The 21,263-nt window shown below is 67.5% G+C and carries 22 protein-coding genes; 7 read left to right on the forward strand and 15 right to left on the reverse strand.

The features are described 5' to 3' along the window. Positions 1–3: 3 nt before the first annotated feature. On the forward strand, positions 4–417 hold the full coding sequence (locus AC0685_RS03890) for a VOC family protein (RefSeq protein WP_478224175.1): 414 nt from the start codon (positions 4–6) through the stop codon (positions 415–417). A 51-nt stretch (positions 418–468) separates the two neighbouring features. On the opposite strand, the gene AC0685_RS03895 is transcribed toward AC0685_RS03890, so the two are convergent. From AC0685_RS03895 to AC0685_RS03905, 3 genes are all read right to left on the reverse strand, one after another. Beyond that, positions 469–1,137 carry a DedA family protein gene (locus AC0685_RS03895; protein ID WP_125679558.1) on the reverse strand — a complete coding sequence of 223 codons (669 nt, stop codon included), beginning with the start codon at positions 1,135–1,137 and terminating at the stop codon, positions 469–471. 150 nt (positions 1,138–1,287) lie between these two features. Further along, positions 1,288–3,549, reverse strand: coding sequence for an MFS transporter (locus AC0685_RS03900; protein WP_478224177.1), 2,262 nt, complete (start codon positions 3,547–3,549; stop codon positions 1,288–1,290). Between the two features lie 4 nt (positions 3,550–3,553). Further along, positions 3,554–4,072: a MarR family winged helix-turn-helix transcriptional regulator gene (locus AC0685_RS03905; protein ID WP_125784806.1), complete on the reverse strand. Its 519-nt coding sequence runs from the start codon at positions 4,070–4,072 to the stop codon at positions 3,554–3,556. 192 nt (positions 4,073–4,264) lie between these two features. On the opposite strand from AC0685_RS03905, the gene AC0685_RS03910 reads away from it, so the two are divergent. Continuing rightward, the gene (locus tag AC0685_RS03910; RefSeq protein WP_478224179.1) at positions 4,265–4,687 is read left to right on the forward strand and encodes a PPOX class F420-dependent oxidoreductase; all 423 of its coding nucleotides are present in this window, start codon (positions 4,265–4,267) and stop codon (positions 4,685–4,687) included. Positions 4,688–4,715: 28 nt separating this feature from the next. Here AC0685_RS03910 and AC0685_RS03915 read toward each other — a convergent pair whose 3' ends face one another. After that, positions 4,716–5,243 (reverse strand): TetR/AcrR family transcriptional regulator, encoded by a 528-nt coding sequence (locus AC0685_RS03915; protein ID WP_478224180.1) that lies wholly within the window; start codon positions 5,241–5,243, stop codon positions 4,716–4,718. A gap of 88 nt (positions 5,244–5,331) precedes the next feature. Here AC0685_RS03915 and AC0685_RS03920 point away from each other — a divergent pair, with 88 nt between their 5' ends. Together AC0685_RS03920 and AC0685_RS03925 are read left to right on the forward strand one after the other, a co-directional pair. Continuing rightward, a complete protein-coding gene (locus AC0685_RS03920) occupies positions 5,332–6,816 on the forward strand; it encodes an MFS transporter (RefSeq protein ID WP_478224181.1) in 1,485 nt (494 codons plus the stop codon). A gap of 19 nt (positions 6,817–6,835) precedes the next feature. Further along, entirely contained in the window at positions 6,836–8,296 is a 1,461-nt protein-coding gene (locus AC0685_RS03925; protein WP_478224182.1) for an FAD-binding oxidoreductase, read from the forward strand. Between the two features lie 173 nt (positions 8,297–8,469). On the opposite strand, the gene AC0685_RS03930 is transcribed toward AC0685_RS03925, so the two are convergent. The 4 genes from AC0685_RS03930 to AC0685_RS03945 all read right to left on the reverse strand — a co-directional run bounded on the left by AC0685_RS03930 (position 8,470) and on the right by AC0685_RS03945 (position 11,515). After that, entirely contained in the window at positions 8,470–9,192 is a 723-nt protein-coding gene (locus tag AC0685_RS03930; RefSeq protein ID WP_478224183.1) for a DedA family protein, read from the reverse strand. 54 nt (positions 9,193–9,246) lie between these two features. After that, entirely contained in the window at positions 9,247–9,627 is a 381-nt protein-coding gene (locus tag AC0685_RS03935; protein ID WP_478224184.1) for a hypothetical protein, read from the reverse strand. Between the two features lie 18 nt (positions 9,628–9,645). Next, on the reverse strand, positions 9,646–10,848 hold the full coding sequence (gene nagA, locus AC0685_RS03940; protein WP_478224459.1) for an N-acetylglucosamine-6-phosphate deacetylase: 1,203 nt from the start codon (positions 10,846–10,848) through the stop codon (positions 9,646–9,648). A 91-nt stretch (positions 10,849–10,939) separates the two neighbouring features. Next, positions 10,940–11,515 carry a SigE family RNA polymerase sigma factor gene (locus tag AC0685_RS03945; RefSeq protein WP_007032484.1) on the reverse strand — a complete coding sequence of 192 codons (576 nt, stop codon included), beginning with the start codon at positions 11,513–11,515 and terminating at the stop codon, positions 10,940–10,942. 140 nt (positions 11,516–11,655) lie between these two features. Here AC0685_RS03945 and AC0685_RS03950 point away from each other — a divergent pair, with 140 nt between their 5' ends. Then, positions 11,656–11,931: a YciI family protein gene (locus AC0685_RS03950; RefSeq protein ID WP_340686204.1), complete on the forward strand. Its 276-nt coding sequence runs from the start codon at positions 11,656–11,658 to the stop codon at positions 11,929–11,931. A gap of 4 nt (positions 11,932–11,935) precedes the next feature. On the opposite strand, the gene AC0685_RS03955 is transcribed toward AC0685_RS03950, so the two are convergent. The 6 genes from AC0685_RS03955 to AC0685_RS03980 form a co-directional block, all read right to left on the reverse strand. Continuing rightward, complete coding sequence (locus AC0685_RS03955) at positions 11,936–12,940, reverse strand: PDR/VanB family oxidoreductase (RefSeq protein ID WP_478224185.1); 1,005 nt, start codon at positions 12,938–12,940, stop codon at positions 11,936–11,938. Then, positions 12,937–13,803, reverse strand: a complete 867-nt coding sequence (locus AC0685_RS03960) for a metal-dependent hydrolase (RefSeq protein ID WP_340686206.1) — start codon at positions 13,801–13,803, stop codon at positions 12,937–12,939. The genes AC0685_RS03955 and AC0685_RS03960 overlap by 4 nt, the downstream gene beginning before the upstream one ends. Continuing rightward, positions 13,800–15,269, reverse strand: coding sequence for a flavin-containing monooxygenase (locus tag AC0685_RS03965; RefSeq protein ID WP_478224186.1), 1,470 nt, complete (start codon positions 15,267–15,269; stop codon positions 13,800–13,802). The genes AC0685_RS03960 and AC0685_RS03965 overlap by 4 nt, the downstream gene beginning before the upstream one ends. An 81-nt stretch (positions 15,270–15,350) precedes the next feature. Then, positions 15,351–15,824, reverse strand: coding sequence for a pyridoxamine 5'-phosphate oxidase family protein (locus AC0685_RS03970; RefSeq protein ID WP_125679571.1), 474 nt, complete (start codon positions 15,822–15,824; stop codon positions 15,351–15,353). A 3-nt stretch (positions 15,825–15,827) separates the two neighbouring features. Next, positions 15,828–16,718 (reverse strand): SDR family oxidoreductase, encoded by an 891-nt coding sequence (locus AC0685_RS03975; RefSeq protein WP_478224187.1) that lies wholly within the window; start codon positions 16,716–16,718, stop codon positions 15,828–15,830. 149 nt (positions 16,719–16,867) lie between these two features. Next, positions 16,868–17,779: an aldo/keto reductase gene (locus AC0685_RS03980; protein ID WP_478224188.1), complete on the reverse strand. Its 912-nt coding sequence runs from the start codon at positions 17,777–17,779 to the stop codon at positions 16,868–16,870. Between the two features lie 50 nt (positions 17,780–17,829). Between AC0685_RS03980 and AC0685_RS03985 the strand changes: the two genes are divergently transcribed. Both AC0685_RS03985 and fbaA read left to right on the forward strand, forming a co-directional pair. Next, entirely contained in the window at positions 17,830–18,651 is an 822-nt protein-coding gene (locus AC0685_RS03985) for an LLM class F420-dependent oxidoreductase (RefSeq protein WP_478224189.1), read from the forward strand. Positions 18,652–18,734: 83 nt separating this feature from the next. Next, positions 18,735–19,763 (forward strand): class II fructose-bisphosphate aldolase, encoded by a 1,029-nt coding sequence (fbaA, locus tag AC0685_RS03990; RefSeq protein ID WP_034312446.1) that lies wholly within the window; start codon positions 18,735–18,737, stop codon positions 19,761–19,763. 94 nt (positions 19,764–19,857) lie between these two features. Here fbaA and AC0685_RS03995 read toward each other — a convergent pair whose 3' ends face one another. Further along, a complete protein-coding gene (locus tag AC0685_RS03995; protein ID WP_478224190.1) occupies positions 19,858–21,075 on the reverse strand; it encodes a hypothetical protein in 1,218 nt (405 codons plus the stop codon). Positions 21,076–21,263 lie beyond the last annotated feature (188 nt).

Here is a 21,263-nt window from a genome sequence, read left to right on the forward strand (position 1 = left end):
CCGATGTCCAAGCTCATGTCTGTGCACCACCTGGCACTCACCGTGACCGATGTGGACCGGAGCGTGCCCTGGTACGCCCGAGTGCTCGAACTCGAAGAGTTCACGCGTCGTGAGGACCCCGAAACGGGTCTGCGGAAGGTCGTGCTCAGGTCGCCCAGCGAGGGTTTCGCGGTGGTACTCGTCGAGCACCAGGACACCGAGCGGCCGCGGTTCGACGAACGGCGGACAGGTTTGGACCACGTGGCGTTCAAGGTCTCTTCGCGTTCGGAGCTGGCCGAATGGGAAGCGCGGCTTTCGGAATACGGCGTCGTCTACTCGCCGTCGAAGGGTTCCCGGACGTTGGAAGGCTCGTCGGTCATCGTGTTCCGTGACCCCGACGGCATCCAGTTGGAGATCTGGGCCGATCCAGAGTTGTAGGCGTGGGAGCGCAGCTCCTCCGTTGAGGGCGGCGGCGGGGGCATGGATGGATTAGGCAGTGCTCTCTTCGGTCTCCTCGGCGGGACGCCGCATCTCCTGGCGGTAGCGGATCACGCCGTAGGCCGTGCCCACCACGAAGAACGCGACGCTCACCCAGAGCGCGACCGTCTTCACCCACGGAAGCTGGTCCAGCAGGCCGGCGCCGTAGTAGCCGAGCAGCACCAGCGTCGGTACCCAGAGCAGCCCGCCGAGCGCGGTCGCGAGCGCGAACCGGCGCGGATCCATCCGCGCGGTCCCCGCGATCAGCGGCGCCAGCGTGCGGATCCACGGGATCCAGCGCGCGGCGACGATGGCGAAGAAACCCTTGCGATCCAGGAAGGCCCTGGCGCGGTCCAGGTTGTGCCGGTTCAGTACCTTGCCGCCGCGGCGCGCGATCAGTTTCGTGCCCGTCGACCGCCCGATGTAGTACCCCACCTGGTTGCCGAGGATCGCGACCAGCAGTGCGGCGGCCGACAGCAGCCACGCGTTCAGGTCGGAGCCGTGCTGCGCGAGGACGACCCCGGCCGCGAACAGCAGGGAGTCGCCGGGCAGGAAAAGCCCGATGATCAGCGCGCACTCCACGAAGATGAAGCTCAGCACGATCACCCAGACGAGCACCGGCCCGGCGGTGTCGAGCCAGCTCACGCCGATGCCCGCGGCCTCGGTGTACACCTCACTCACGACGCGAGCCTACGTGTACTTCGCGAACCGCATGCGGCCGAACCGTGGAATCGGGGTGTCCGAAAGGTCCGGTCATGCGCTCCGCACGTGCGATGAAGGGGCCTTTCATCGCAAAATTCGCGATGAAAGGCCCCTTCATCGCAAGCCGGACTAGTGCTCGACAAGCTCGTCGAGCGCCTGGTCGTAGCTCAGCCGGACGTCATGTTCGGCCTGGTCGCCGCCCAACAGCTCCACCCGGCTGGTCGCGGGCGGGTAGCCGCTGGCGATCACCGTGTAGGTCCCGGCGGGCAGGTCACTGACCGTGTAGTTGCCCTCCGCGTCGGTCCTCGCCACGGCGGCGACGCCACCCGAGGAGTCGAGCACGGTGATCCGCGCGTCCGGCACCACCCGGTCACCGTCGGTGCGGGCGACACCGCTCAGCAGGATCGTGCTGACCAGCTCGAAGTCGTGACGCAGCACCCCGGCTCCGGTGGCGGTCAGCGTCGCCGCGACCGGCCGGAACCAGCGGCCGCTGGCGACGAGCGTGTACCGCCCGCCCACGATGCCGGCGAACGAGTAGACGCCGTTCTCGTTCGTGTGCGTCCTGGCCACCTGATTGCCGTTGTGGTCGATCAGGGTCAGCGCCGCACCCGCGACGTTCGTGGCGTCGTCCCGGCGGACATGCCCGCTGATCTGAGCGGATCCGGCCCGGTATGCCCCGTTCCCGTTGGTCATCGCGTGCTTGCCCGCCTCGACGGGCGCGGTCACGACCGTCTTCTCGGACGCCGTTTCGACAGGCGCGTCGTCCTCTTCGAGGAGCGCTTCGCCGCCTTCGAGAGCCGAAGCCGCCGAAGGAGCCGAGCCGCCGAGAAGCGGGATCTCCTTCATGAACATCAGGACCAGCGTCGCCAGCAGCGCGACCGCGCCCGCCACGTAGAACACCGTGGTGATCGACTCGGTGAAGCCGATCAGCACCGGGGTCTTGATGGCCTCGGGCAGGTTCGCGATACCGCTCGTGTTCGTGGTGAGGTCGCCCAGTGCCGCGGCGCCTTCACCGGTCGGCGCGTTGCCGCCGAACGCCTTGGTGATGTTGCCCGGCAGGACGTTGAACAGGATCGTCAGGAACACCGCGACACCCGCGGTACCACCGATCTGCCGGAAGAACGTCGCCGAAGCGGTCGAGACGCCCATGTCGCTGCGCGGGCCCGCGTTCTGCACCGCGATGATCAGCGTCTGCATGCAGGCACCGAGGCCGAGCCCGATGATCGCGGCCGCGACCAGCGGGTGCCACAGCGCGCTGTTGTACTCGACCTGCGCGAAGAAGAACGCGCCTCCTGCGATCAGCAGCGTGCCGACCACCGGGAACACCTTGTAGCGGCCGGTCTTGCTGGTGATCTGGCCCGAGATGATCGAACCGCTCATGATGCCCGCCATCAGCGGGATCATCAGCAGCCCCGACTCGGTCGGCGAGAACTCCTGAACCACCTGCATGTACTGCGGGATCATCATGATCGCGCCGAACATCGCGACACCGACGATGACGCCGCCGATGATCGCGACCGTGAAGGTCGAGTTCTTGAACAGCCGCAGCGGGATCAGCGCCGCGTCCTTCATCAGCTTCTCGATGAAGATGAAGGCGACCACGCCGATGGCGCCGATGACGTAGCAGATGATCGCGTTCTGCGAGCCCCAGCCCCACTTGTTGCCCTGCTCGGCGACGATCAGGAACGGGACGACGGCGACGATGAGCGCGAGCCCGCCCCACCAGTCGATCTTGTGGTCGTGGCGCTGGTGCGGCACGTTGAGCACGCGGGCGACGACGAACAGCGCGACGATCGCGATCGGCACGTTGATCAGGAAGACCCAGCGCCAGCCGTCGATCTGGTAGCCGAAGACGGTGCCGAGCGTGTCGAAGTCGGCGAAGAACCCGCCGAGCACCGGGCCGAGCACGGTGGAGATACCGAACACGGCGAGGAAGTAACCCTGGTAGCGGGCACGTTCCCGCGGCGGAACGATGTCGCCCATGATCGTCATCGCCAGCGACATCAGGCCGCCGGCACCGAGGCCCTGGATCGCGCGGAACGCGGCGAGCTCGTACATCGACGTCGCGAAGGCCGAGGCGACCGAGCCGATCAGGAAGATCGAGATCGCGGCGATGTAGAACGGCTTGCGCCCGTAGATGTCGGACAGTTTGCCGTAGATCGGCGTGACGATCGTCGAGGTGATCAGGTAGGCCGTGGTGATCCAGGCCTGCAGGTCGAACCCGTTGAGGTCGTTCGCGATGCGGACGATCGAGGTGCCCACGATCGTCTGGTCGAGCGCGGCGAGGAACATGCCCGACATCAGGCCGATCAGGATCGTGACGATCTGACGGTGACTGAGCCGGGGACCGTCTTCTTCGACGGCTGGTGGACTTTCTACTGCGGAACTCATTGCTTCAGGCCCCCTTGGCCTTCGACGCCGACGCGGGGTCGGCGAACTGTGGAGATGTTTTTTCGAGGTCGTCGTTCAGCCGGTGGAACAGCGAGTTGAGGGTTTTCCGGTCGTCGTCGGACCAGTCGCCGAGCACCTCGGCGAGCCACTGGTTCCGCTGCTTGCGGTTCTCCTCGAACACCCGATGCCCTTCGGCGGTCGGTGCGAGCAGGCAGGCGCGGCCGTCTTCGGGGTCGGCCAGGCGCTCGACCAGCCCGTGCTGGACGAGAGAGCTCGACTGCCTGCTGATGGTCGAGATCTCGGAGTGCAGGAACTCGGCGAGTTTGCTGGTCCGCTGGGGCCCGACGTGGATGAGGCAGAAGAGGATCGCGTACGCGGCCCGCTCGATACCGTCCGGTCCCTGCTTGGACACCTGGGACTTCGCCCGGTTGACCAGGCGCACGAGCCGCACGAGCTCATGCCCGAGGGTGTCGGCCAGATCGAGGTCGGCCTTCGACCTGGTGCCGGGTGTCGTGGGTGTCATGGTGGTCTCTCTCGCCGGTTGCTTGGTCACTGCAACTAGTTGCCTAGAGCAAGGATGTTCCTCCTAAGGATGCTTCGCAAGGAGAAAGTGACGTTGTGTGTCGGATGACACTTTAGTTGCCGCATGCAAGCACATTTATTCGTGCATGTTTGTCCGGTTCGCCCTGAGCTGCACTTTTGCTTTGATGGAGTCATGACCGACTCCGCGCTCTTCGCGATCCTCGCCGCCCGCGACTTCGGCACCCTCGCCACCATCAAGCGGGACGGCAGGCCTCAGCTGTCGACCGTCAATTACCTCTACGACGCGGACGCCGGCGCGATCCTGATCTCGATCACCGCACCGCGCGCCAAGACGAAGAACCTTCAGCGCGATCCGCGGGCGACGTTCCACGTGTCGACCGAGAGCGGCGACGGCTACGTCGTCGTCGAGGGGCCGGCGGTGCTCACGCCGACCGCCGCTTCGCGCGACGACGCGACCGTCGACGCGCTGGTGGACCACTACCGGCGGGCCAGGGGTGAGCATCCGGACTGGGACGAGTTCCGTGACGCCATGGTCGCCGACCGGCGCGTTCTGCTCACCATCCCGATCGAGCGCGTCTACGGCCTGCGGATGTAGTTGCCCCGCATTCAGAGGACGAAACGCGTCAGCGCTGGATGCGGGCCTTGATCTCGTCGATCCGGTCGAGCAGGGGGCTCGCGTCGTCCCGGCCGAGCGCCGCCCGCAGGTAGAGGCCGTCGCCCACCAGGATGATCAGCTCGGCGGTCAGCGGGTCGTCGACGTGCTCGCTGATCAGGTCGTGGATCTTCTGGTTGTAGACCTGGACGACCTCGGCGACCCGCGGTTCGTTGAGCATGATCCGGATCGTCGCCATGGTCGTGCGGTGCAGCGGCTTGCGCTGGGTCACGTCGGTGATGGCGGTGCGCAGGTACCAGGAAACGACGCCTTCCGGCGCCTTCTGTGCCTGTTCGAGGTCTTCGTCCGACAAGGTGGCGAGACGCTCCATCAGGCCGTCCACCAGGGCTTCCTTCGAGCCGAAGTGGTAGAGCAGGCCGCCCTTCGAGACGCCCGCGTGCGCGGCGACGGCGTCGAGGGTGACCCCGCCGGGGCCTTGCTCGATGAGGATCTCCTCGTAGGAGTCGAGGATGCGTTCCTTCGCGGTGGGCTTCGCCATATCAGTTGACTATACCGTCTGGACGGTTTACCTTCGGACGAGGCGGTAACTGTACCGTCCAGACGGTTTAGCTAAAGGAGAGTGCGCCATGGCGAGGCGCAAGCAGTGGTGGGCGTTGGCGGTACTGGTGCTTCCGGTTCTGCTGATCAGCGTGGACATGACGGTGCTCGGGTTCGCGCTGCCGTTCCTGTCCGAGGATCTGGCGCCCACCGGTGCGGAGCAGTTGTGGATCGTCGACATCTACTCGTTCATGCTGGCCGGCCTGCTGGTCCTGATGGGCACGCTCGGTGACCGCATCGGCCGTCGCAAGCTGCTGCTCATGGGTGCCGCGGCCTTCGGCGCCGCATCGGTGCTCGCGGCCTTTTCGACCAGCGCGTTCATGCTGATCATCGCCAGGGCGCTGCTCGGCGTGGGTGGCGCGACGCTGATGCCGTCGACGCTGTCGCTGATCCGCAGTATCTTCGCCGACCCGAAACAGCGCCGGATCGCGATCGCCGTGTGGAGTGCCGGGTTCTCCGGCGGGATGGCGGTCGGGCCGGTGCTCGGCGGCTGGCTGCTGGAGCACTTCTGGTGGGGTTCGGTCTTCCTCATCAACGTCCCGGTGATGGTGGTGCTGCTGATCGTCGGACCGTTCGTGTTGCCGGAGGCGCGTGACCCGAAGCCGGGCCGCTTCGACCCGCTGTCGGCGCTGCTGTCGCTGGCCGCGATGCTGCCGGTGGTCTACGGCATCAAGCTGGTCGCCGAACACGGCTTCACCTGGAAGGCCGCGGTCAGTGTCGTGATCGGGCTCGCGCTCGGTGTCGTGTTCGTCCGCAGACAGAACAGCCTCGACGAGCCGATGCTCGACCTGAAGCTGTTCTCGAACCGGGCCTTCAGCGGCTCCGTCGTGACGAACATGCTCGGCGTGTTCGCCATGGTCGGCCTGCTGTTCCTGGTGCCGCAGTACCTGCAGCTGGTGCTCGGGCTGACTCCGGTCGTCGCCGCGCTGTGGATGCTCCCGGCGACGGTCGCCGGTGTCGCCGGAGCGCTCCTCGCGGCGTGGCTCGCGAAGCGGATCCGGGTATCGCTGCTGGTCAGCGGTGGTCTCCTGGTCGCGGCGGTCGGCTTCCTCGCACTGACCCAGGTGTCGTCCGGCGGCGGGCTCGCGTACGTGGTGGTGTCGTTCACGCTGCTCGGCGGCGGTGTCGCCCTCTCGGAGACGCTGACGAACGACCTGGTCATCTCGGCCGCCCCGGCCGAACGCGCCGGAGCCGCTTCGGCGATCTCCGAGACCGGGTTCGAGCTGGGCGGGGCGCTCGGCACGGCCATCCTCGGCAGCGTCGCGACCGCGGTCTACCGGTCCGGCCTGCCGGAGGGGACGGCCGAATCCGCCCGGGACACGCTTGGCGGCGCCGTCGCGACGGCGCAGCAGCTCGACCCTGCCGCGGGGCAGGCGCTCCTGGAATCGGCTCGCGAAGCCTTCACCCAGGGGGTGCACGTTACCGCATGGGCGGGTGTGGCCGTGCTCGTCTATACAGGCGTCCAGGCCTTCATTCTGCTCGATCGGAAAAAAATTTCCGCAGTGCGGATCTAATCGAGCTTACGATGGGGGCATGAGCAACCATGCCCTGGTCACCCGGCTCCGCGAGCGTCTCGGCGACGCCGCGGTGCTCACCGACACCGACGTCACGGACGCCTACTCGCGCGACATGATGCCGCTGGCCGCCAGCGGCAAACCCCTCGCGGTGGTGCTGCCGTCCGATGTGGAGGGTGTGCAGGCCGTGGTCAAGGCCTGTGCGGAGTTCGAGGTGCCCATCGTGCCCCGCGGCGCCGGCAGTGGTCTGTCCGGTGCCGCGAACGCAATCGACGGCTGTGTCGTGCTGGTGCTGACCAAACTCGACCGGATCGTCGAGATCGACGAAGGCAACCGGCTCGCCGTCGTGCAGCCCGGCGTGGTGAACCTCGATTTCCGCAACGCGGTGGAGAAGCACGGCCTGTTCTATCCGCCGGACCCGTCCAGCTACGACTGGTGCACCATCGGCGGGAACCTGTCCACCAACGCCGGTGGCCTGTGCTGTGTGAAGTACGGCGTCACCACGGATTCCGTGCTGGGGCTGGAAGTCGTGCTCGCCGACGGCTCCGTGCTGAAGACCGGGCGCCGCACGGTGAAGGGGGTCGCGGGCTACGACCTCGCACGGCTCTTCGTCGGCAGTGAGGGCACGCTCGGCGTGATCACACAGGCGACCGTCGCGCTGAAACCGTTGCCGCAGCTGCCCGCCACACTCGTCGCCGCTTTCAACAGCACGGAGGCCGCGGGCGAGGCCGTCGCGCGAGTCGTGCGTGAGGGGCTGGTGCCGTCGCTCATGGAGATCATGGACGCGACGTCCATCAAGGCGGCCGAGGCCTACCTCAAGACCGACCTCGGCACGAGTTCGGACTGCAAAGCCTTGCTGCTCGCGCAATCCGACTCCGGCGGCGAGGTCGCTCGCCGGGAACTCGCGGCGCTGGAACAGATCTGTGTCGACTGCGGCGCGGATCTGGCCTACGCCACCGAAGATCTCGAAGAGGGCAAGATGCTGCTGCAGGCGCGGCGGGTCGTGCTCACCGCGCTGGAGATGTACGGCGTCTGGCTGACCGACGACGTCTGCGTGCCACGGACGCGCATCGCCGAGCTGATCGCCGGCTGCGAGCGGATCAGCGAAGAGGTCGGGTTGCGGATCGCCGTCGTCGGCCACGCCGGTGACGGCAACATGCACCCGACGATCGTCTACGCGCCCGACTCCGAGGAGGAGTTCGCCCGCGCGCGGACGGCCTTCGACGCGATCCTCGACGTCAGCCTGTCGCTGGGCGGGACGGTCACCGGTGAGCACGGCATCGGCCGGATCAAACGCGAGTGGCTCGCGAAGGAGATCGGCGAGGTCGGCATCCGCGTGCACCGGCAGATCAAGCAGGCTTTGGACCCGGGGAACCTCTTCAACCCGGGCTCGATGTTCTCTCTCTCTGAACGCCGAGGTCTGTGGGAATCGTCCGCTCGGCGTGACTCGCGTGCTTGGGCACGGAACTCACGTGCTTGAAGGCCGCACTCGTGTGTGCGGTCTCCGAGCACGCGAGTTACGTGTCTGAGCACGCGAGTGCGGTGCCGGGTCACCCAGGACAGCCGCTCGCCCGAACACCGCTGAACGCCATGAACGGTCCGTTACTTGCAAAATTTGCAAGTAACGGACCGTTCACGGCACTTCGTAAGGGGTCAGTCCCGGATGCGCGGGATCTGCTGAGTGACGTCCTCGGCGGTGTCGACGACGAGGCCGGTCGCGGTGTTCGCGTGCTTCTTCTCGCGGCGCGCCTTCAGGTACTCGATCACGATCGGCACCACCGAGACCAGCACGATCAGGATGAAGATCGCGTCCACGTTGTCGCGGATGAACGCGACGCCGCCGAGCAGGTGACCGAGCGCGGTGATCCCGGCGGCCCACAGGATGCCGCCGATGACGGTGTAGGTGAAGTACTTCTTCGGGTCCATCTTGCCGATGCCGGCGATCCACGTGATGAACGTCCGCACGAACGGCACGAACCGCGCCAGCACGACCGCCTTCGGCCCGTGCTTCTCCAGGAAGGCGTGTGTCTGGTCGACGTACTTCTTGTTGAAGAACTTCGAGTCCGGTTTGCGGAACAGCCAGGGCCCGACCTTCCAGCCGAGGCCGTAGCCGAGCAGGTTGCCGACCAGCGCGGCGACCGTGACCAGCACGCACACCAGCCACAGCGGTGCCTCGATCGAGCCGTTCGCGATGAACAGGCCCGCGGTGAAGAGCAGGGAGTCACCGGGCAGCACCGGGAAGATGCTGCTCTCGATGAAGATGATCAGGCAAAGCACGGTGATGACCGGAACGGTCAGTCCGCTGAGCAGGTGCTGCGGGTCCAGCCACTCCGGCAGGAGGCCCATCGTCGTCACGGTGTTCTGCGCCAGGATCACACCAAAACGGTACAGGGTGACGCTGAGTGCCTTGACCCGGCGGGAGAGGGCGGCTCAGATCAGCGTGAGCAGCCCGATCACGGAGCCGGCTGCGAGCCCCAGCAGGACAGCCAGCAACAACACCCAGTACGCGGGCAGAGGCGGGCTGCTCGGCGAAGGTGCCGGAGGCGGGGTCGGACGCTCTGCCAGCCTGGCCGTTTCCGCATCCTCCAGCGCGACGCGCTCCCGTTCGAGCGAGCCGGCACCGGCACCGGACAGCAGGCCGTACTGAAGCGGCAGTTCGTGTTCTCCGGGAGCCCCGGGGTTACTCTCGGTGTCCGTTTCAGCCGGTTTGTCCGCAGTGGTCTCGGAGACCCGCTCCGCCGAAGGGGCGAAGACGGCTTGAGCGCGCAGGGCGTCGGCTAGGAGCTTCTCCGGGTCCTTGGGCTCGCTCATCCGGGACTCCTTTCGCCGCTACCCGTCGCTGACCGACACGCCGCCTTCGACCGCCCCGCTCAGCGGGGCCGTGGCGCTCAATGTAGCCGCAGCGTCGTCCTTGACCCACTCGCCCTGACGAAGCACCCTGACCGGCCGCAGGTCGCGGTCGAGCACGACGACGTCGGCCGCGAGCCCGGCGCGCAGCGAGCCGGTCCGGTCGGCGATGCCGAGCAGTTCGGCGGGGCGTCCGGAGGTCGCACGGACGGCGTCGAGCAGGTCGATGCCCGCCCCGCGGACCATGTTGCGGAAGGCCGCGTCCATGGTCAGCGTGCTGCCCGCCAGCGAACCGTTGCCCGCCAGGGTGGCGACACCGTCACGGACGTCGACCTCGAGGCGGCCGAGGATGTAGCTGCCGTCGGCGGCGTCGGTGGCCGACATGGCGTCGGTGATGAGCACGGTCCGGCCCTTGCCCGCGTGGTGCGCGGCCAGCCGCAGCACGGTCGGGTGCACGTGGACGAGGTCGCAGATCAGCTCGACGGTGATGCGCTCGTCGTCGAGGAGCGCGCCGATCGGGCCGGGTTCGCGGTGGTGGAGAGGCCGCATGGCGTTGAAGAGGTGCGTCGCGACGGAGGCGCCCGCGTCGATCGCGGGGATGATCTGGTCCTCGACGCCGTCGGTGTGCCCGATGGCGGCGATGACGCCCGATTCGGCCAGTTGCCGGACCGCCTTGATCCCGCCGTGCAGTTCGGGGGCGAGGGTGACCATCCGGATGTCGCCGCGGCCGGCGCCGAGTAGCGCGTTGACCGTCGCCGTGTCCGGCTCGATCAGCGTCGCCGGGTCGTGCGCTCCGCACCGCGCCTTCGAGATGAAGGGTCCTTCAAGGTGAATTCCGGCAAGTTCACCCTCTTGGACCAGCTCACGCAGGGCCGCGATCTGGTCCCTGAGCACGGGGACGGGATCCGAGACCAGACTGCCGAGCATGGTCGTGGTCCCGTGCCGCCGATGCGCGCGGACCGCGCGGAGCAGCTCCTCGGGGTTCGCGCTGGAGAACGACCCGCCCCCGCCGCCGTGGCAGTGGGTGTCGACGAAGCCGGGCACGACCAGGCACCCGTCGACGTCCACGCGGTCGATGTCCGGGGGTGTCCCGGAACCGACTTGGACGATCTTGCCGCCGGCGATAGCCAGCCAGCCGTCGTCGAGTACACGGTCCGGGGCGACGACCCGGCCGCCCACGATCACGAAATCTCCGGCGCCTCTCACGCCCCCCAGCATATATTGGTCTGGACCAAGCATGGCGGCACAACCCAGCGGTCGAGATGAAGGCCGGGCATCAGTTCGGTGACTGCATCGCTTTCTGCAGTGCCTCCAGCGCCCGGCTGGCGGTTGACTTAACGGTACCTTTCGAGATCCCCGCGGCCTCGGAGATTTCGGCCTCACTCAGCCCACCGTAGTAACGGAGGACCAAAACCTCGCGCTGGCGAGGGGGCAGTTTGGACAAAGCGCTCACCACGGCCTGATGTTCACTCGACAGCATGGCGAGACTTTCGGCCGAACGCGCGTTGACGGCGTGCGGTGCGACGTACTCGCGTGCGGTCTTGCGGCGGCGCAGCACACTGCGTGATCCGTTGACCACGGCGGTGCGCAGGTATCCGACGGCCGCGGCGGCGTCACGCAGGCGTCCCCAGTTGCGGTGCAGCCCGGTGAAGGCCTCCTGGACGACGTCCTCGGCGGTCGCGGGTTCGTCCACGAGCAGGATGGCCAGCCGGACGAGTCGCATCCGGTGCTGGCGATAGAGATCCTCAAGGGTCAGCGGTGCCGCAGGCGGCGGTGGCGTGACCGGTCCGTCCATGGTGCGCAAGTGGCCGAGGGTCGCCTCGACACTGCGTTCCGCGTTGCCCTCGAGCATGTACCCCTACCTGTTCATTTACCCCTTTGAAGCACAACCTGTGCGTGGCGCTCGATCAGCGTATCGGGTGGGGCGGGAGTCCTGCCTGATCGGATCCTGAGAAGCTGGGGGCGTCTGTTGGAGCGACCTTGGAGATGTCGATGGCCTGGTTCCTGGTGGAGATCACGTACGTGCAGGAGAAGCTGGCGGACGTGCGCCCCCGGCACCGGGAATTCCTTTCCCGCCTCGCCGACCAGGGCGTCGTCGCGCTCGGTGGTCCGCTGGGCGACGGCTCCGGCGGGATCTCGATGTACCAGGCGGCGGACGAGGCGGCGCTGATGGAGATCATCGACCAGGACCCGTACCACCTCGAAGGTGTCGTCGCGGAGCGGACGGTGCGCGAGTTCAAACCCGTGATCGGCGCCTGGATCCCCTGACGGCTCAGAGATCGAGGGTGACCGGCTCGCGTTCGACGCAGACCCGGACGCGGTCGCCGGTCACCGTCGGCAGTTCGCACGTCCCGCAGAACCCCTGACGGCACGAATACGCGATACCGGGCACGGTTTCGCGCAGGACGTCGAGCGTCGTCCGGTCGGCGGGCACGTCCAAAATCCTGCCGCTGCGGGCCAGTTCGACGCGGAACGGCTTGCCGCCGACGATCGGCGGCGTCGAGAACCGTTCGAAGAACACCGGTCCCGAAGCGCACAGTGCCGCGTCCGTGCGGACGCCGACGATCATCGGAACCGGGCCGCAGCAGTAGATCGGCGCGCCTTCTGGGGCGCCGTCGAGAAGTTCGGCGCCCGAAGCGGGGATCCCGTAGTCCGTGTCCGGACGAATCCAGACACGGTCGGAGAATTCGGACAATTCCTCCAGGAATGGCATCGAGGCTTCGTCGCGCCCGGTGTAGACCAATCGCCAGTCCGCGCCCGCCGCGGCGGCTTGCCGCACCATCGGCAGGATCGGCGTGATCCCGATACCGCCCGCGATGAACAGGTACGCCGGGCTCGCGACGAACGGGAACGCGTTGCGCGGGCCGCGCGCCGTGATCCGGGCGCCCTTCTTCAACGCGTGCACCGCCGTCGATCCCTCGCCGAGCAGGCGGACACCGACGCGGTAGGCCGAGCGGTCGTCCGGATCGCCGCACAGGGAGTACTGACGGACCAGCCCCGGCCGTGGCGAAAGGTCGATGTGCGCGCCGGGCCGCCATCGCGGCAGCGGTTCGCCGTGTTCGTGCACCAGCCGCAGGCCGGCGACGCCGTCGGCTTCGGTACGGACCTCGTCGACGACCAGCGGGAGATCACGGTCGACGGCGACCACCGGCGGACGACGGCGGCCGCTCACCCCGCTGAGCCTGCGGTACAGCGCGACGACACCGGTCAGGGCCGCCATCGCGCGGTCGGTCCGCCCGCTGCCGTCGAGCCGCAGCGGCCGGGTCGGCGGCGTCACTGGGGTTCGTCGGCGGCCAGCGCGGCCGGCGAACTCGCGAGGTACGCGACGGCCTGATCGGTATTGCCCGTTTCCGTCGGGTGATAGGACTTCCGGAAGTACGGCCGGATCTCGCGCCGCAACTGCTTGCCCGACGGCAGGAGCCCGAGCTTCGCCACGCGCAGATAGGTCCGGAAACTCGTCTTGCCCGGCCGCGTCGGGTCGTTCTTCATGAGGAACCTGGTGCCCCGCAGGAAAACCCAGGCGAGCACCGGCGTTACCACGAGCATGCTGCGCACGCGGCGGGTGTAGCGGCCGTCGAGGTGCATGAACAGATCGAAGGCGACCGAGCGGTGCTCGACCTCTTCGGCACCGTGCCAGCGCAGGAGGTCCAGCATCGTCGGGTCGGCGCCCGCTTTGTCGAGCGCTTCGGCGTCGAGGATCCACTGGCCGAGGAAAGCGGTGTAGTGCTCGATCGCGGCGATGACGGCGAGCCGTTCGATCAGCCATTCCTCGCGCCGCTTGGCGGAAAGCTCGCGGTCGCCGAGCAGGCGGCGGAACATCCACTCCATCTGCGCGATGTACGGCCGGACGTGGACGCCCGCCGCTTCGAGGTGTTCGGCGGCGCCGTCGTGCGCCTCGGCGTGCATGGCTTCCTGGCCGATGAAGCCGAGGACGTCTTCTTTGAGGCGCTCGTCGCGGATCAGCGGCACGGCCTGCTTGAACACCTCGACGAACCAGCGTTCGCCCTCCGGCAGCGCCAGATGCAGCACGTTGATGGTGTGCGTCGCCTGCGGTTCGCCGGGAATCCAGTGCATCGGCAGCGACGCCCAGTCGAATTCGACGTCGCGAGCGTGCAGGACGATCTGCTCGTGGTCCGTCACGACGACCTCCCGCTGAGTTCGTAGTCGCTCGGGTCGACCTTGCGGGTGTCGAGCCAGTAGCGCCAGGTGAAGCCCGGCCAGATCGTGCGGTTGACACCCTTCGCGTCGAGGTACCAGCTCTTGCAGCCGCCCTGGGTCCACACGCCCTTGACGAGTTTGTCCTGGATCTCGCGCTGGAACTTCTCCTGCACACCGGCGCGGACGTCGAGCGCGGCGGCGCCACGGGAATCGGCGAGCTTGATCGCGTCGACGACGTACCGCGCCTGCGACTCGATCATGAAGACCACGGAGTTGTGGCCCAGCGCGGTGTTCGGGCCGAGGAGGAAGAACAGGTTGGGGAAGCCGGAAACGGTGATGCCCTTGTGCGTGTGCATCCCCTCGGTGGCCCATTCCTTGGCGAGGTCGCGGCCGTCGATCCCGGTGATGTCCAGGTATTCCAAGGCATCCGTGACCTTGAAGCCGGTGCCGTAGATGATCGCGTCGACCTCGTGCTCGACGCCGTTCCCGTCGACGACACTGCGCGCCTTGACCTCGCGCACGCCTTCGGTGTTGACGTCCACATTGGACCGGTTGATCGCCGGGTAGTAGTCGTTGGAGATCAGCACCCGCTTGCAGCCCATGGTGTAGTCGGGGGTGACCTTCTTGCGCAGCTTCGGATCCTTGATGGCCTTGCCGATGTGGCGCTTCGCGATCACCTCGCCTGCCTTCATGATCGCGGGATGGCCGTTGAAGCCGACGGCGCGCACTTCGAGGAACCAGTAGAGCGCGTTGCGGTAAAGCCGCTGCACGCCGGGAATCCGGCGGAACGCGGTCTTGGCCCAGCCCGGCATGGCGTGGTCGGGCTTCGGCATGATCCACGGCGGCGTGCGCTGGAACAGGGTCAGCTCGTCGACCTCGGGGGCGATCTTCGGGACGAACTGGATCGCGCTGGCGCCGGTGCCGACCACGGCGACCTTCTTGCCGCGAAGGTCGTACTCGTGGTTCCACTGCGCGGAATGCCAGGTCTGGCCCTTGAACTTCTCGATTCCGGGCAGCTCGGGCACCTGCGGGATGTGCAGGCCGCCGACGCCCGAGATCAGGAACCGCGCCTCGAACTCACCCGACTTCGTGTGCACGTGCCAGCGGCGCGAGGTCTCGTCCCACGTCGCGCCGGTGAGCTCGACGCCGAAGCGGATCTTGCGCCGCAGCCGGTACTTGTCGGTGACGTCCTTGAGGTACTGGAAGATCTCCGGGGCGGGTGAGAACGACCGCGACCAGTCCGGGTTCTGCTCGTACGAGAACGAGTACATGTGGGACTGCACGTCGCAGGCGCAGCCGGGGTACGAGTTGTCGCGCCACGTACCGCCGACTTCGTCCGCCTTCTCCAGGATCACGTAGTCGGAGATCCCGGCTTTTTCGAGCTGGATGGCCTGGCCGAGCCCGGAAAAACCGGTGCCCACGATCACGACCTTGAATCGCTCGGTCATCTGGCAATCCTCCACTTCGAGGCGTTCGTGCCCAGATGACGTTACCTCAAGTAACAGTTACTTGCTAGTACTACCTACCCGTCAGTATGTGCCGCCGAGCTTCGTGTGGTCCCAGCTCACGATCTTGGTCGGCCGGAAGATCAGCCCGATCCGCTTCGGGGCCTGCTTGCCGATGAAGCCCGTGAGCTCGTCCGGAACGGGATCGCCCGGCTTCGCGCCTGCGTAGCGCTGCATGAGCTGGATACCCATCTGGGTGACCACGGCCGTATCGGTGATGACCTCGACGTCGGCTTCGAGTGAGACCCCGCGCAGCTTGTCGTAGCTTTCGCCGTCCTCGATGAGCACGGTGGCGCGGGGGTCGCGCTCGAGGTTCTTCGCCTTCTGGGACGTGCCGTAGGTCCAGGTCGCGACGCCGGACTCGTGCGGGTAGTACCAGAGGGGCGCCAGATGCGGGCGGCCGTTCGGGCCGATCGTCGCGACGTTGATGACCTTCTGCTCGTCGAGGTACGCGGCGAGTTCGTCAGGTGACATGCGGATCTGGTCGCGACGGGACATACGTCAGCCCTTTCGTGTGGCGGCCCGGCCTGCCTGACCGGTCACTGAAGATTCGTACGCGCCGCGCTCCTTGATGTCCATGAGCGCCGCGGCGTCGGCCTTCTTGATCCGGCTCTTGGCGCCGATCTCGATGATCGGCGGCAGGAACGCGCGGATCAGCTTGAGACCGCCGACCCAGCGGGGAACGTGCACGGTGCGGGCGCGTTTGTTGACCCCGGCCTGGAGGTGGTCGAGCGCGACGGACAGCGGATAGGTCTTGCCGAGCAGGCCGGGCATGCCGGCGCGGAGCTTGCCGAAGACCGGGTGCTGGTCGGCGCTCTCGACGAGGTCGGTGCGGATCCAGGTCGGGTGCGCGACGCCGACCTTCACGCCGAGGTGGGCGACTTCGGCGCGGAAGCTGTTGCAGAACGCCTCGACGCCGGCCTTCGCGGCGGCGTAGTTGGCCATGCCCGGGGCGTGCGTGATCGCGGCCAGCGAGGAGATCGCGAGCAGGTAGCCCTTGCGGTCGATGACATGCGGAAGGGTGACGCGGAAGGTGCGCCAGACGCCGAGGAGGTCGACCTCGATGACCTTCTCGAAGGCGGCCGGATCCACCGACCGGACGAAACCGGAGGTCGCGATGCCGGCGTTCGCGATGACGATGTCGATCCCGCCGAAGTGTTCGACGACGCCCGCGGTCGCGCGTTCGAGGTCGTCCCAGCTGGTGACGTCGGCTTCCCAGGCGTGGGCGCTGGGGCCGATCTTGTCGGCGACCGCCTGCTGTTCCTTGGCTTCGATGCCGACCAGTGCGACCTTCGCGCCCTGCGCGGCCAGGCGCTCGGCGAGTCCCGCGCCGATGCCCCTCGCGGCGCCGGTGATCAGGACGACCTTGCCGTTCACGCTGTTCTTGGCCACGTTGCCTCCTCGTCCGAGCCCTAAGGCTTTCGGACGGTACCTCAACCTACCCGGAGTAAGCTACCCGCAAGTAAGTCCGCGCTCCGTCCTCTGGATGCGGTAGTTCGTGGTGCCAACTACCGCATTCAGAGGACGAAATGCGGGGGGTGTCAGCGCGAGGCGGAGGTGAGGGCGTCGATCTCGTCGGGGGTAAGCGAGAGGTCGACGGCGGGCAGGAGGTCGTTCAGCTGCTCGACCGAGCGGGCGCTCGCGATGGGCGCGGTGACGGTCGGCCGCGCGAACAGCCAGGCGAGGGAAACGGTGGCGACCGGGACGCCGCGGGACTCCGCGACCTCGTCGAGCGCCGAGAGCACCCGCTCGCCGCGTTCGTCCAAATAGGACGAAGCGCGGGCGGCGCGCGGACTGTCGCCGAGGTCGTCCTTCGACCGGTACTTCCCGGCGAGAAAACCCTTGGCCAGCGAGAAATACGGCAACGTGGTCAGACCTTCGCGCTCGACCGTCGGCGCCAGGTCCCGCTCGTAGTCCCGCTCGACGAGGTTGTAGTGCGGTTGCAGCGCGACGAACTTCGCCAGCCCCTCGCGATCCGAAATGGACAGTGCCTCGCTCAGCCGTTCGGCCGAGTAGTTCGACGCCGCGATGTAACGGACCTTGCCCGCGCGCACGAGCGCGTCGAAGGCGCGCAGCGTCTCCTCGATCGGGGTGTCCGGATCGTCGATGTGCGCGTAGTAGAGGTCGATGTGATCGGTCCGGAGCCGTCGGAGCGAGTCTTCGGCCGCCGCCGCGATGTTCGCCGCCGACAGGCCCTTCCGCTCCTCCCACATACCGGTCTTGGTCGCGATGACGACGTCGTCGCGTCGGCCGCGCTTGGCCAGCCACTCGCCGATGATCGTCTCGGAACCGCCTGCCGAATAAAGGTCGGCCGTGTCGATGAAGTTGCCGCCCGCCGCCGTGTAGGCGTCGAGGACGGCGAAGGACCGCTGCTCGTCCGCGGTCCAGCCGAAGACGTTGCCGCCGAGGTTGATCCCACGGACGTCGAGGTCGGTATTCCCGAGTTTCGCCATGGCTCGAACTTAAGGGAAGACATCGCCCGCTCGCGGTGTTGCCTCGGTACATGGGAATCGAACTCGGCAGGATCGGCATCTGGCAGCACGAAAGCGTGTTCACCCCCGGACTCGCGCGCGAGCTGGAGGAACTCGGATACGGCGCCATCTGGCTCGGCGGATCGCCCGCGGGTGACCTCGCGAAAGCGGAGGAACTCCTCGACGCGACGAAGACGATCAAGGTGGCCACCGGCATCGTCAACATCTGGAAGGACGACGCGGCCACGGTCGCGGAGTCCTACAAGCGCATCGAAGCGAAACACCCGGGCCGCTTCCTGCTCGGTGTCGGCGCCGGGCACCGCGAGCACACCGCGGAGTTCAAGAAGCCGTATACGGCGCTGGTCGAGTACCTCGACGCGCTCGACGCCGCCGGAGTGCCAGTCGAAGGCCGCGCGCTCGCCGCGCTCGGCCCGAAGGTGATCAAACTCGCAGGGGACCGCACGGCGGGCGCTCACCCGTACCTGATGACGCCCGAGCACACGCGCCAGGCGCGGGAAATCCTCGGGGAGGGGCCGCTGCTCGCGCCCGAGCAGAAGGTCGTCCTCGAGACCGATCCGGCGAAGGCCCGCGAGATCGGGCGGGGCACCGTCAAGTTCTACCTTGGCCTCGTCAACTACACGAACTCCCTGCGGAAACTCGGTTTCACCGACGAGGACCTGGCGGGCGAGGGCAGTGACAAGCTGGTCGACGCGCTGGCCGTGCACGGCGACGCCGAGACGGTCGCCCGCGGCGTCACCGCGCATATCGAGGCCGGGGCGGACCACGTCAACATTCAGGTACTGAACTCCGACCCCCTGCCGGTCTACCGGGCGCTCGCCGCGGTCCTCCTCTGACGCGACGGCTGTAGGCACCTCCCGGCCGACCTCGTACGATGCGGCCGAGAGGTGCACCAGCCTGCTTCGAGGAGGAGTAAACGATGCCCATCGCCACCCCCGAGGTCTACGCGGAGATGCTCGACCGGGCGAAGGCGAACGAATTCGCCTACCCGGCCATCAACGTGACCTCGTCGGAGACCCTGAACGCCGCCATCCGCGGGTTCGCCGAGGCGGAGAGCGACGGGATCATCCAGTTCTCCACCGGCGGCGCCGAGTTCGCGTCCGGCCAGAAGGTCAAGGACATGGTGACCGGTTCGGTCGCGCTCGCCGAGTTCGCCCAGGTCGTCGCCGCCAAGTACGACGTGAACGTCGCGCTGCACACCGACCATTGCCCGAAGGACAAGCTCGACGGCTTTGTCCGCCCGCTGATCGAGATCTCGGCGGAGCGCGTCAAGAACGGTCAGCACCCGCTGTTCCAGAGCCACATGTGGGACGGTTCCGCGATCGACCTCGACGAGAACCTCGAGATCGCGCAGGAGCTGCTCGCCAAGGCCGCGGCCGCGAACATCATCCTCGAGGTCGAGATCGGCGTCGTCGGCGGCGAGGAAGACGGTGTCGAAGCCGAGATCAACGAGAAGCTGTACACCGCCGAGGGCGACTTCCTGAAGACGATCGACGCGCTCGGCTCCGGCGAGAACGGCCGCTACCTGCTGGCCGCGACCTTCGGCAACGTGCACGGCGTCTACAAGCCCGGCAACGTGAAGCTGCGCCCGGACGTGCTCAAGGGCGGCCAGGAGGCGGCGGCGAAGAAGCTCGGCCTCGCGGCCGGTTCGAAGCCGTTCGAGCTCGTGTTCCACGGCGGTTCCGGCTCGCTGCCGGAGGAGATCCGCGAGGCGGTGTCGTACGGCGTCGTGAAGATGAACGTCGACACCGACACGCAGTACGCCTTCACCCGGCCCATCGCGGACCACTTCTTCAAGAACTACGACGGCGTCCTGAAGATCGACGGCGAGGTCGGCAACAAGAAGGTCTACGACCCGCGTAGCTACCTGAAGGCCGCCGAAGCCGGCATGGCCGCGCGCGTCGTCGAGGCCGCTCAGTCGCTGGGCTCCGCGGGCAAGAAGCTCTGACCAGTACGCATTTAGTCCTCTAAATGCGGAAGTACGTGAAGGCCCCCTTCACTGCGCTAGGCGCAATGAAGGGGGCCTTCACGTACTCAGAGCCTCAGGCGGCGGGGAGCGTCGTCTTCTCGCGGCGCTTCTCCAGCAGCGAGTTCATCGCCCGCGTCCCCGGACCGGCGGCGGCCCACAGCACGCCGACCCCGGCCAGGCAGACCGCGGCCGTCCAGTAGGCCACCGGCGGCGCAGACTCCGTCTGCGCGTCACCGAGGATCCACGGCCGGAACTGCGACTGCACCCACAGCATCCCGTAGCCGAACGCCGTCACCAGCAGCGCGCCCGCGCCCGCCGTCAGCAGCGGATGGCCGCGGCCGATGCGGAACGCCAGGTCGACGGCGAGGCCGACGGCGAGCAGGTAGAACGGCACGACCGAGACCGGGAAGCCCATCCCGAGCAGCAGCGGCCACATCACCAGCCGGTAGGCGAGGTAGGCGGCGGCGACCGTCGTCCCGGCCCAGCGGAAGCCGGTGGTGTGCCGCGCCAGCGCGAAGATCAGCGCCATCACGCCGATACCCCACAGCGGGTAGACCCAGTCGTCGATCGGCATCGTGAAGTACTCGACGGCCACCCGATCGACCGGATGCCCGATCTGGTTGGCGGCGAAGTTCAGCAGCTCGGGCTCGGCCTCGGGCGTGCCGCGCTCCCAAGCGCGCAGGCCGAGGATGCCGTACTCCTGCTGACCGTTCGGGAAGAAGGTGTTCTCCAGGAAGAACGCCCACAGTCCGATCAGGACACCGGTGCGCCGGCGGCCGGGCTTCGCGTACTTCAGCCAGCCCATGATCACTCCGGCCTGCATGATGCCCGTTCCGATGTAGAGCATCATGTGCGACGGGCTCCACGCGGTCAGGTCGAGACCGTTGACGCGGTGGTTGATGACGTCCAGCGGCGCCGCGATGAGGAACACCACGAGCCCGACCTGCATCAGCCGCAGGGACCGCCGGTCGGCGCCCATCCCGGTGTAGCTGTGGATCGCCACCAGCACCATGATGATCACCGTGCCGACGGTGTTGATCAGGTGCGGCGGGGCGAGGTCGTCGCGCAGCCACATGAAATGCCACGACATGTCCCACGACGAGCCGACCAGCTTGAAGGCGAACGCCGCCAGCCACATCGAGTAGCAGAAGTTCAGCACCCAGTCCGGCGTCGCCTGTCCCGGCGCGCCGCGGTGCCAGTGGAGCTTGAAGAACAGCCTCGTCTTCGCGATCGGGCTGCGGGGGATGACACCCGGCGAAAGGTCCCCGGTCACTTCTGTCGCCTTTGTCATGCGGGCCATCTTCCCTGCTCCAGATCACGGGATGAGCATTTGGGGTCGAAAATCCGGGTTCACCCGTAGGGGTGGCTGATTTGCGGTCGGCGTGCGAAGCAGGGCAAGGTGTGCCGCCATGATGCCGAAACGACTCGTCGCGGCGGTCCTCGTCGCCGCTCTGGTGCTGGCCGGTGGGGGCATTCTCG

This window comes from Amycolatopsis sp. NPDC043889 (assembly GCF_056435645.1).

Coding starts and splice junctions, on each gene's coding strand:
- AC0685_RS03985 (WP_478224189.1), top strand. CDS start 17,830: ATGGGAATCGAACTCGGCAGGATCGGCATCTGGCAGCACGAAAGCGTG.
- AC0685_RS03935 (WP_478224184.1), bottom strand. CDS start 9,627: ATGAGCGAGCCCAAGGACCCGGAGAAGCTCCTAGCCGACGCCCTGCGC.
- AC0685_RS03995 (WP_478224190.1), bottom strand. CDS start 21,075: ATGACAAAGGCGACAGAAGTGACCGGGGACCTTTCGCCGGGTGTCATC.
- AC0685_RS03920 (WP_478224181.1), top strand. CDS start 5,332: ATGGCGAGGCGCAAGCAGTGGTGGGCGTTGGCGGTACTGGTGCTTCCG.
- AC0685_RS03970 (WP_125679571.1), bottom strand. CDS start 15,824: ATGTCCCGTCGCGACCAGATCCGCATGTCACCTGACGAACTCGCCGCG.
- AC0685_RS03905 (WP_125784806.1), bottom strand. CDS start 4,072: ATGACACCCACGACACCCGGCACCAGGTCGAAGGCCGACCTCGATCTG.
- AC0685_RS03915 (WP_478224180.1), bottom strand. CDS start 5,243: ATGGCGAAGCCCACCGCGAAGGAACGCATCCTCGACTCCTACGAGGAG.
- AC0685_RS03980 (WP_478224188.1), bottom strand. CDS start 17,779: ATGGCGAAACTCGGGAATACCGACCTCGACGTCCGTGGGATCAACCTC.
- AC0685_RS03925 (WP_478224182.1), top strand. CDS start 6,836: ATGAGCAACCATGCCCTGGTCACCCGGCTCCGCGAGCGTCTCGGCGAC.
- AC0685_RS03910 (WP_478224179.1), top strand. CDS start 4,265: ATGACCGACTCCGCGCTCTTCGCGATCCTCGCCGCCCGCGACTTCGGC.
- AC0685_RS03945 (WP_007032484.1), bottom strand. CDS start 11,515: ATGCTCGAGGGCAACGCGGAACGCAGTGTCGAGGCGACCCTCGGCCAC.
- fbaA (WP_034312446.1), top strand. CDS start 18,735: ATGCCCATCGCCACCCCCGAGGTCTACGCGGAGATGCTCGACCGGGCG.
- AC0685_RS03900 (WP_478224177.1), bottom strand. CDS start 3,549: ATGAGTTCCGCAGTAGAAAGTCCACCAGCCGTCGAAGAAGACGGTCCC.
- AC0685_RS03950 (WP_340686204.1), top strand. CDS start 11,656: ATGGCCTGGTTCCTGGTGGAGATCACGTACGTGCAGGAGAAGCTGGCG.
- AC0685_RS03965 (WP_478224186.1), bottom strand. CDS start 15,269: ATGACCGAGCGATTCAAGGTCGTGATCGTGGGCACCGGTTTTTCCGGG.
- AC0685_RS03890 (WP_478224175.1), top strand. CDS start 4: ATGTCCAAGCTCATGTCTGTGCACCACCTGGCACTCACCGTGACCGAT.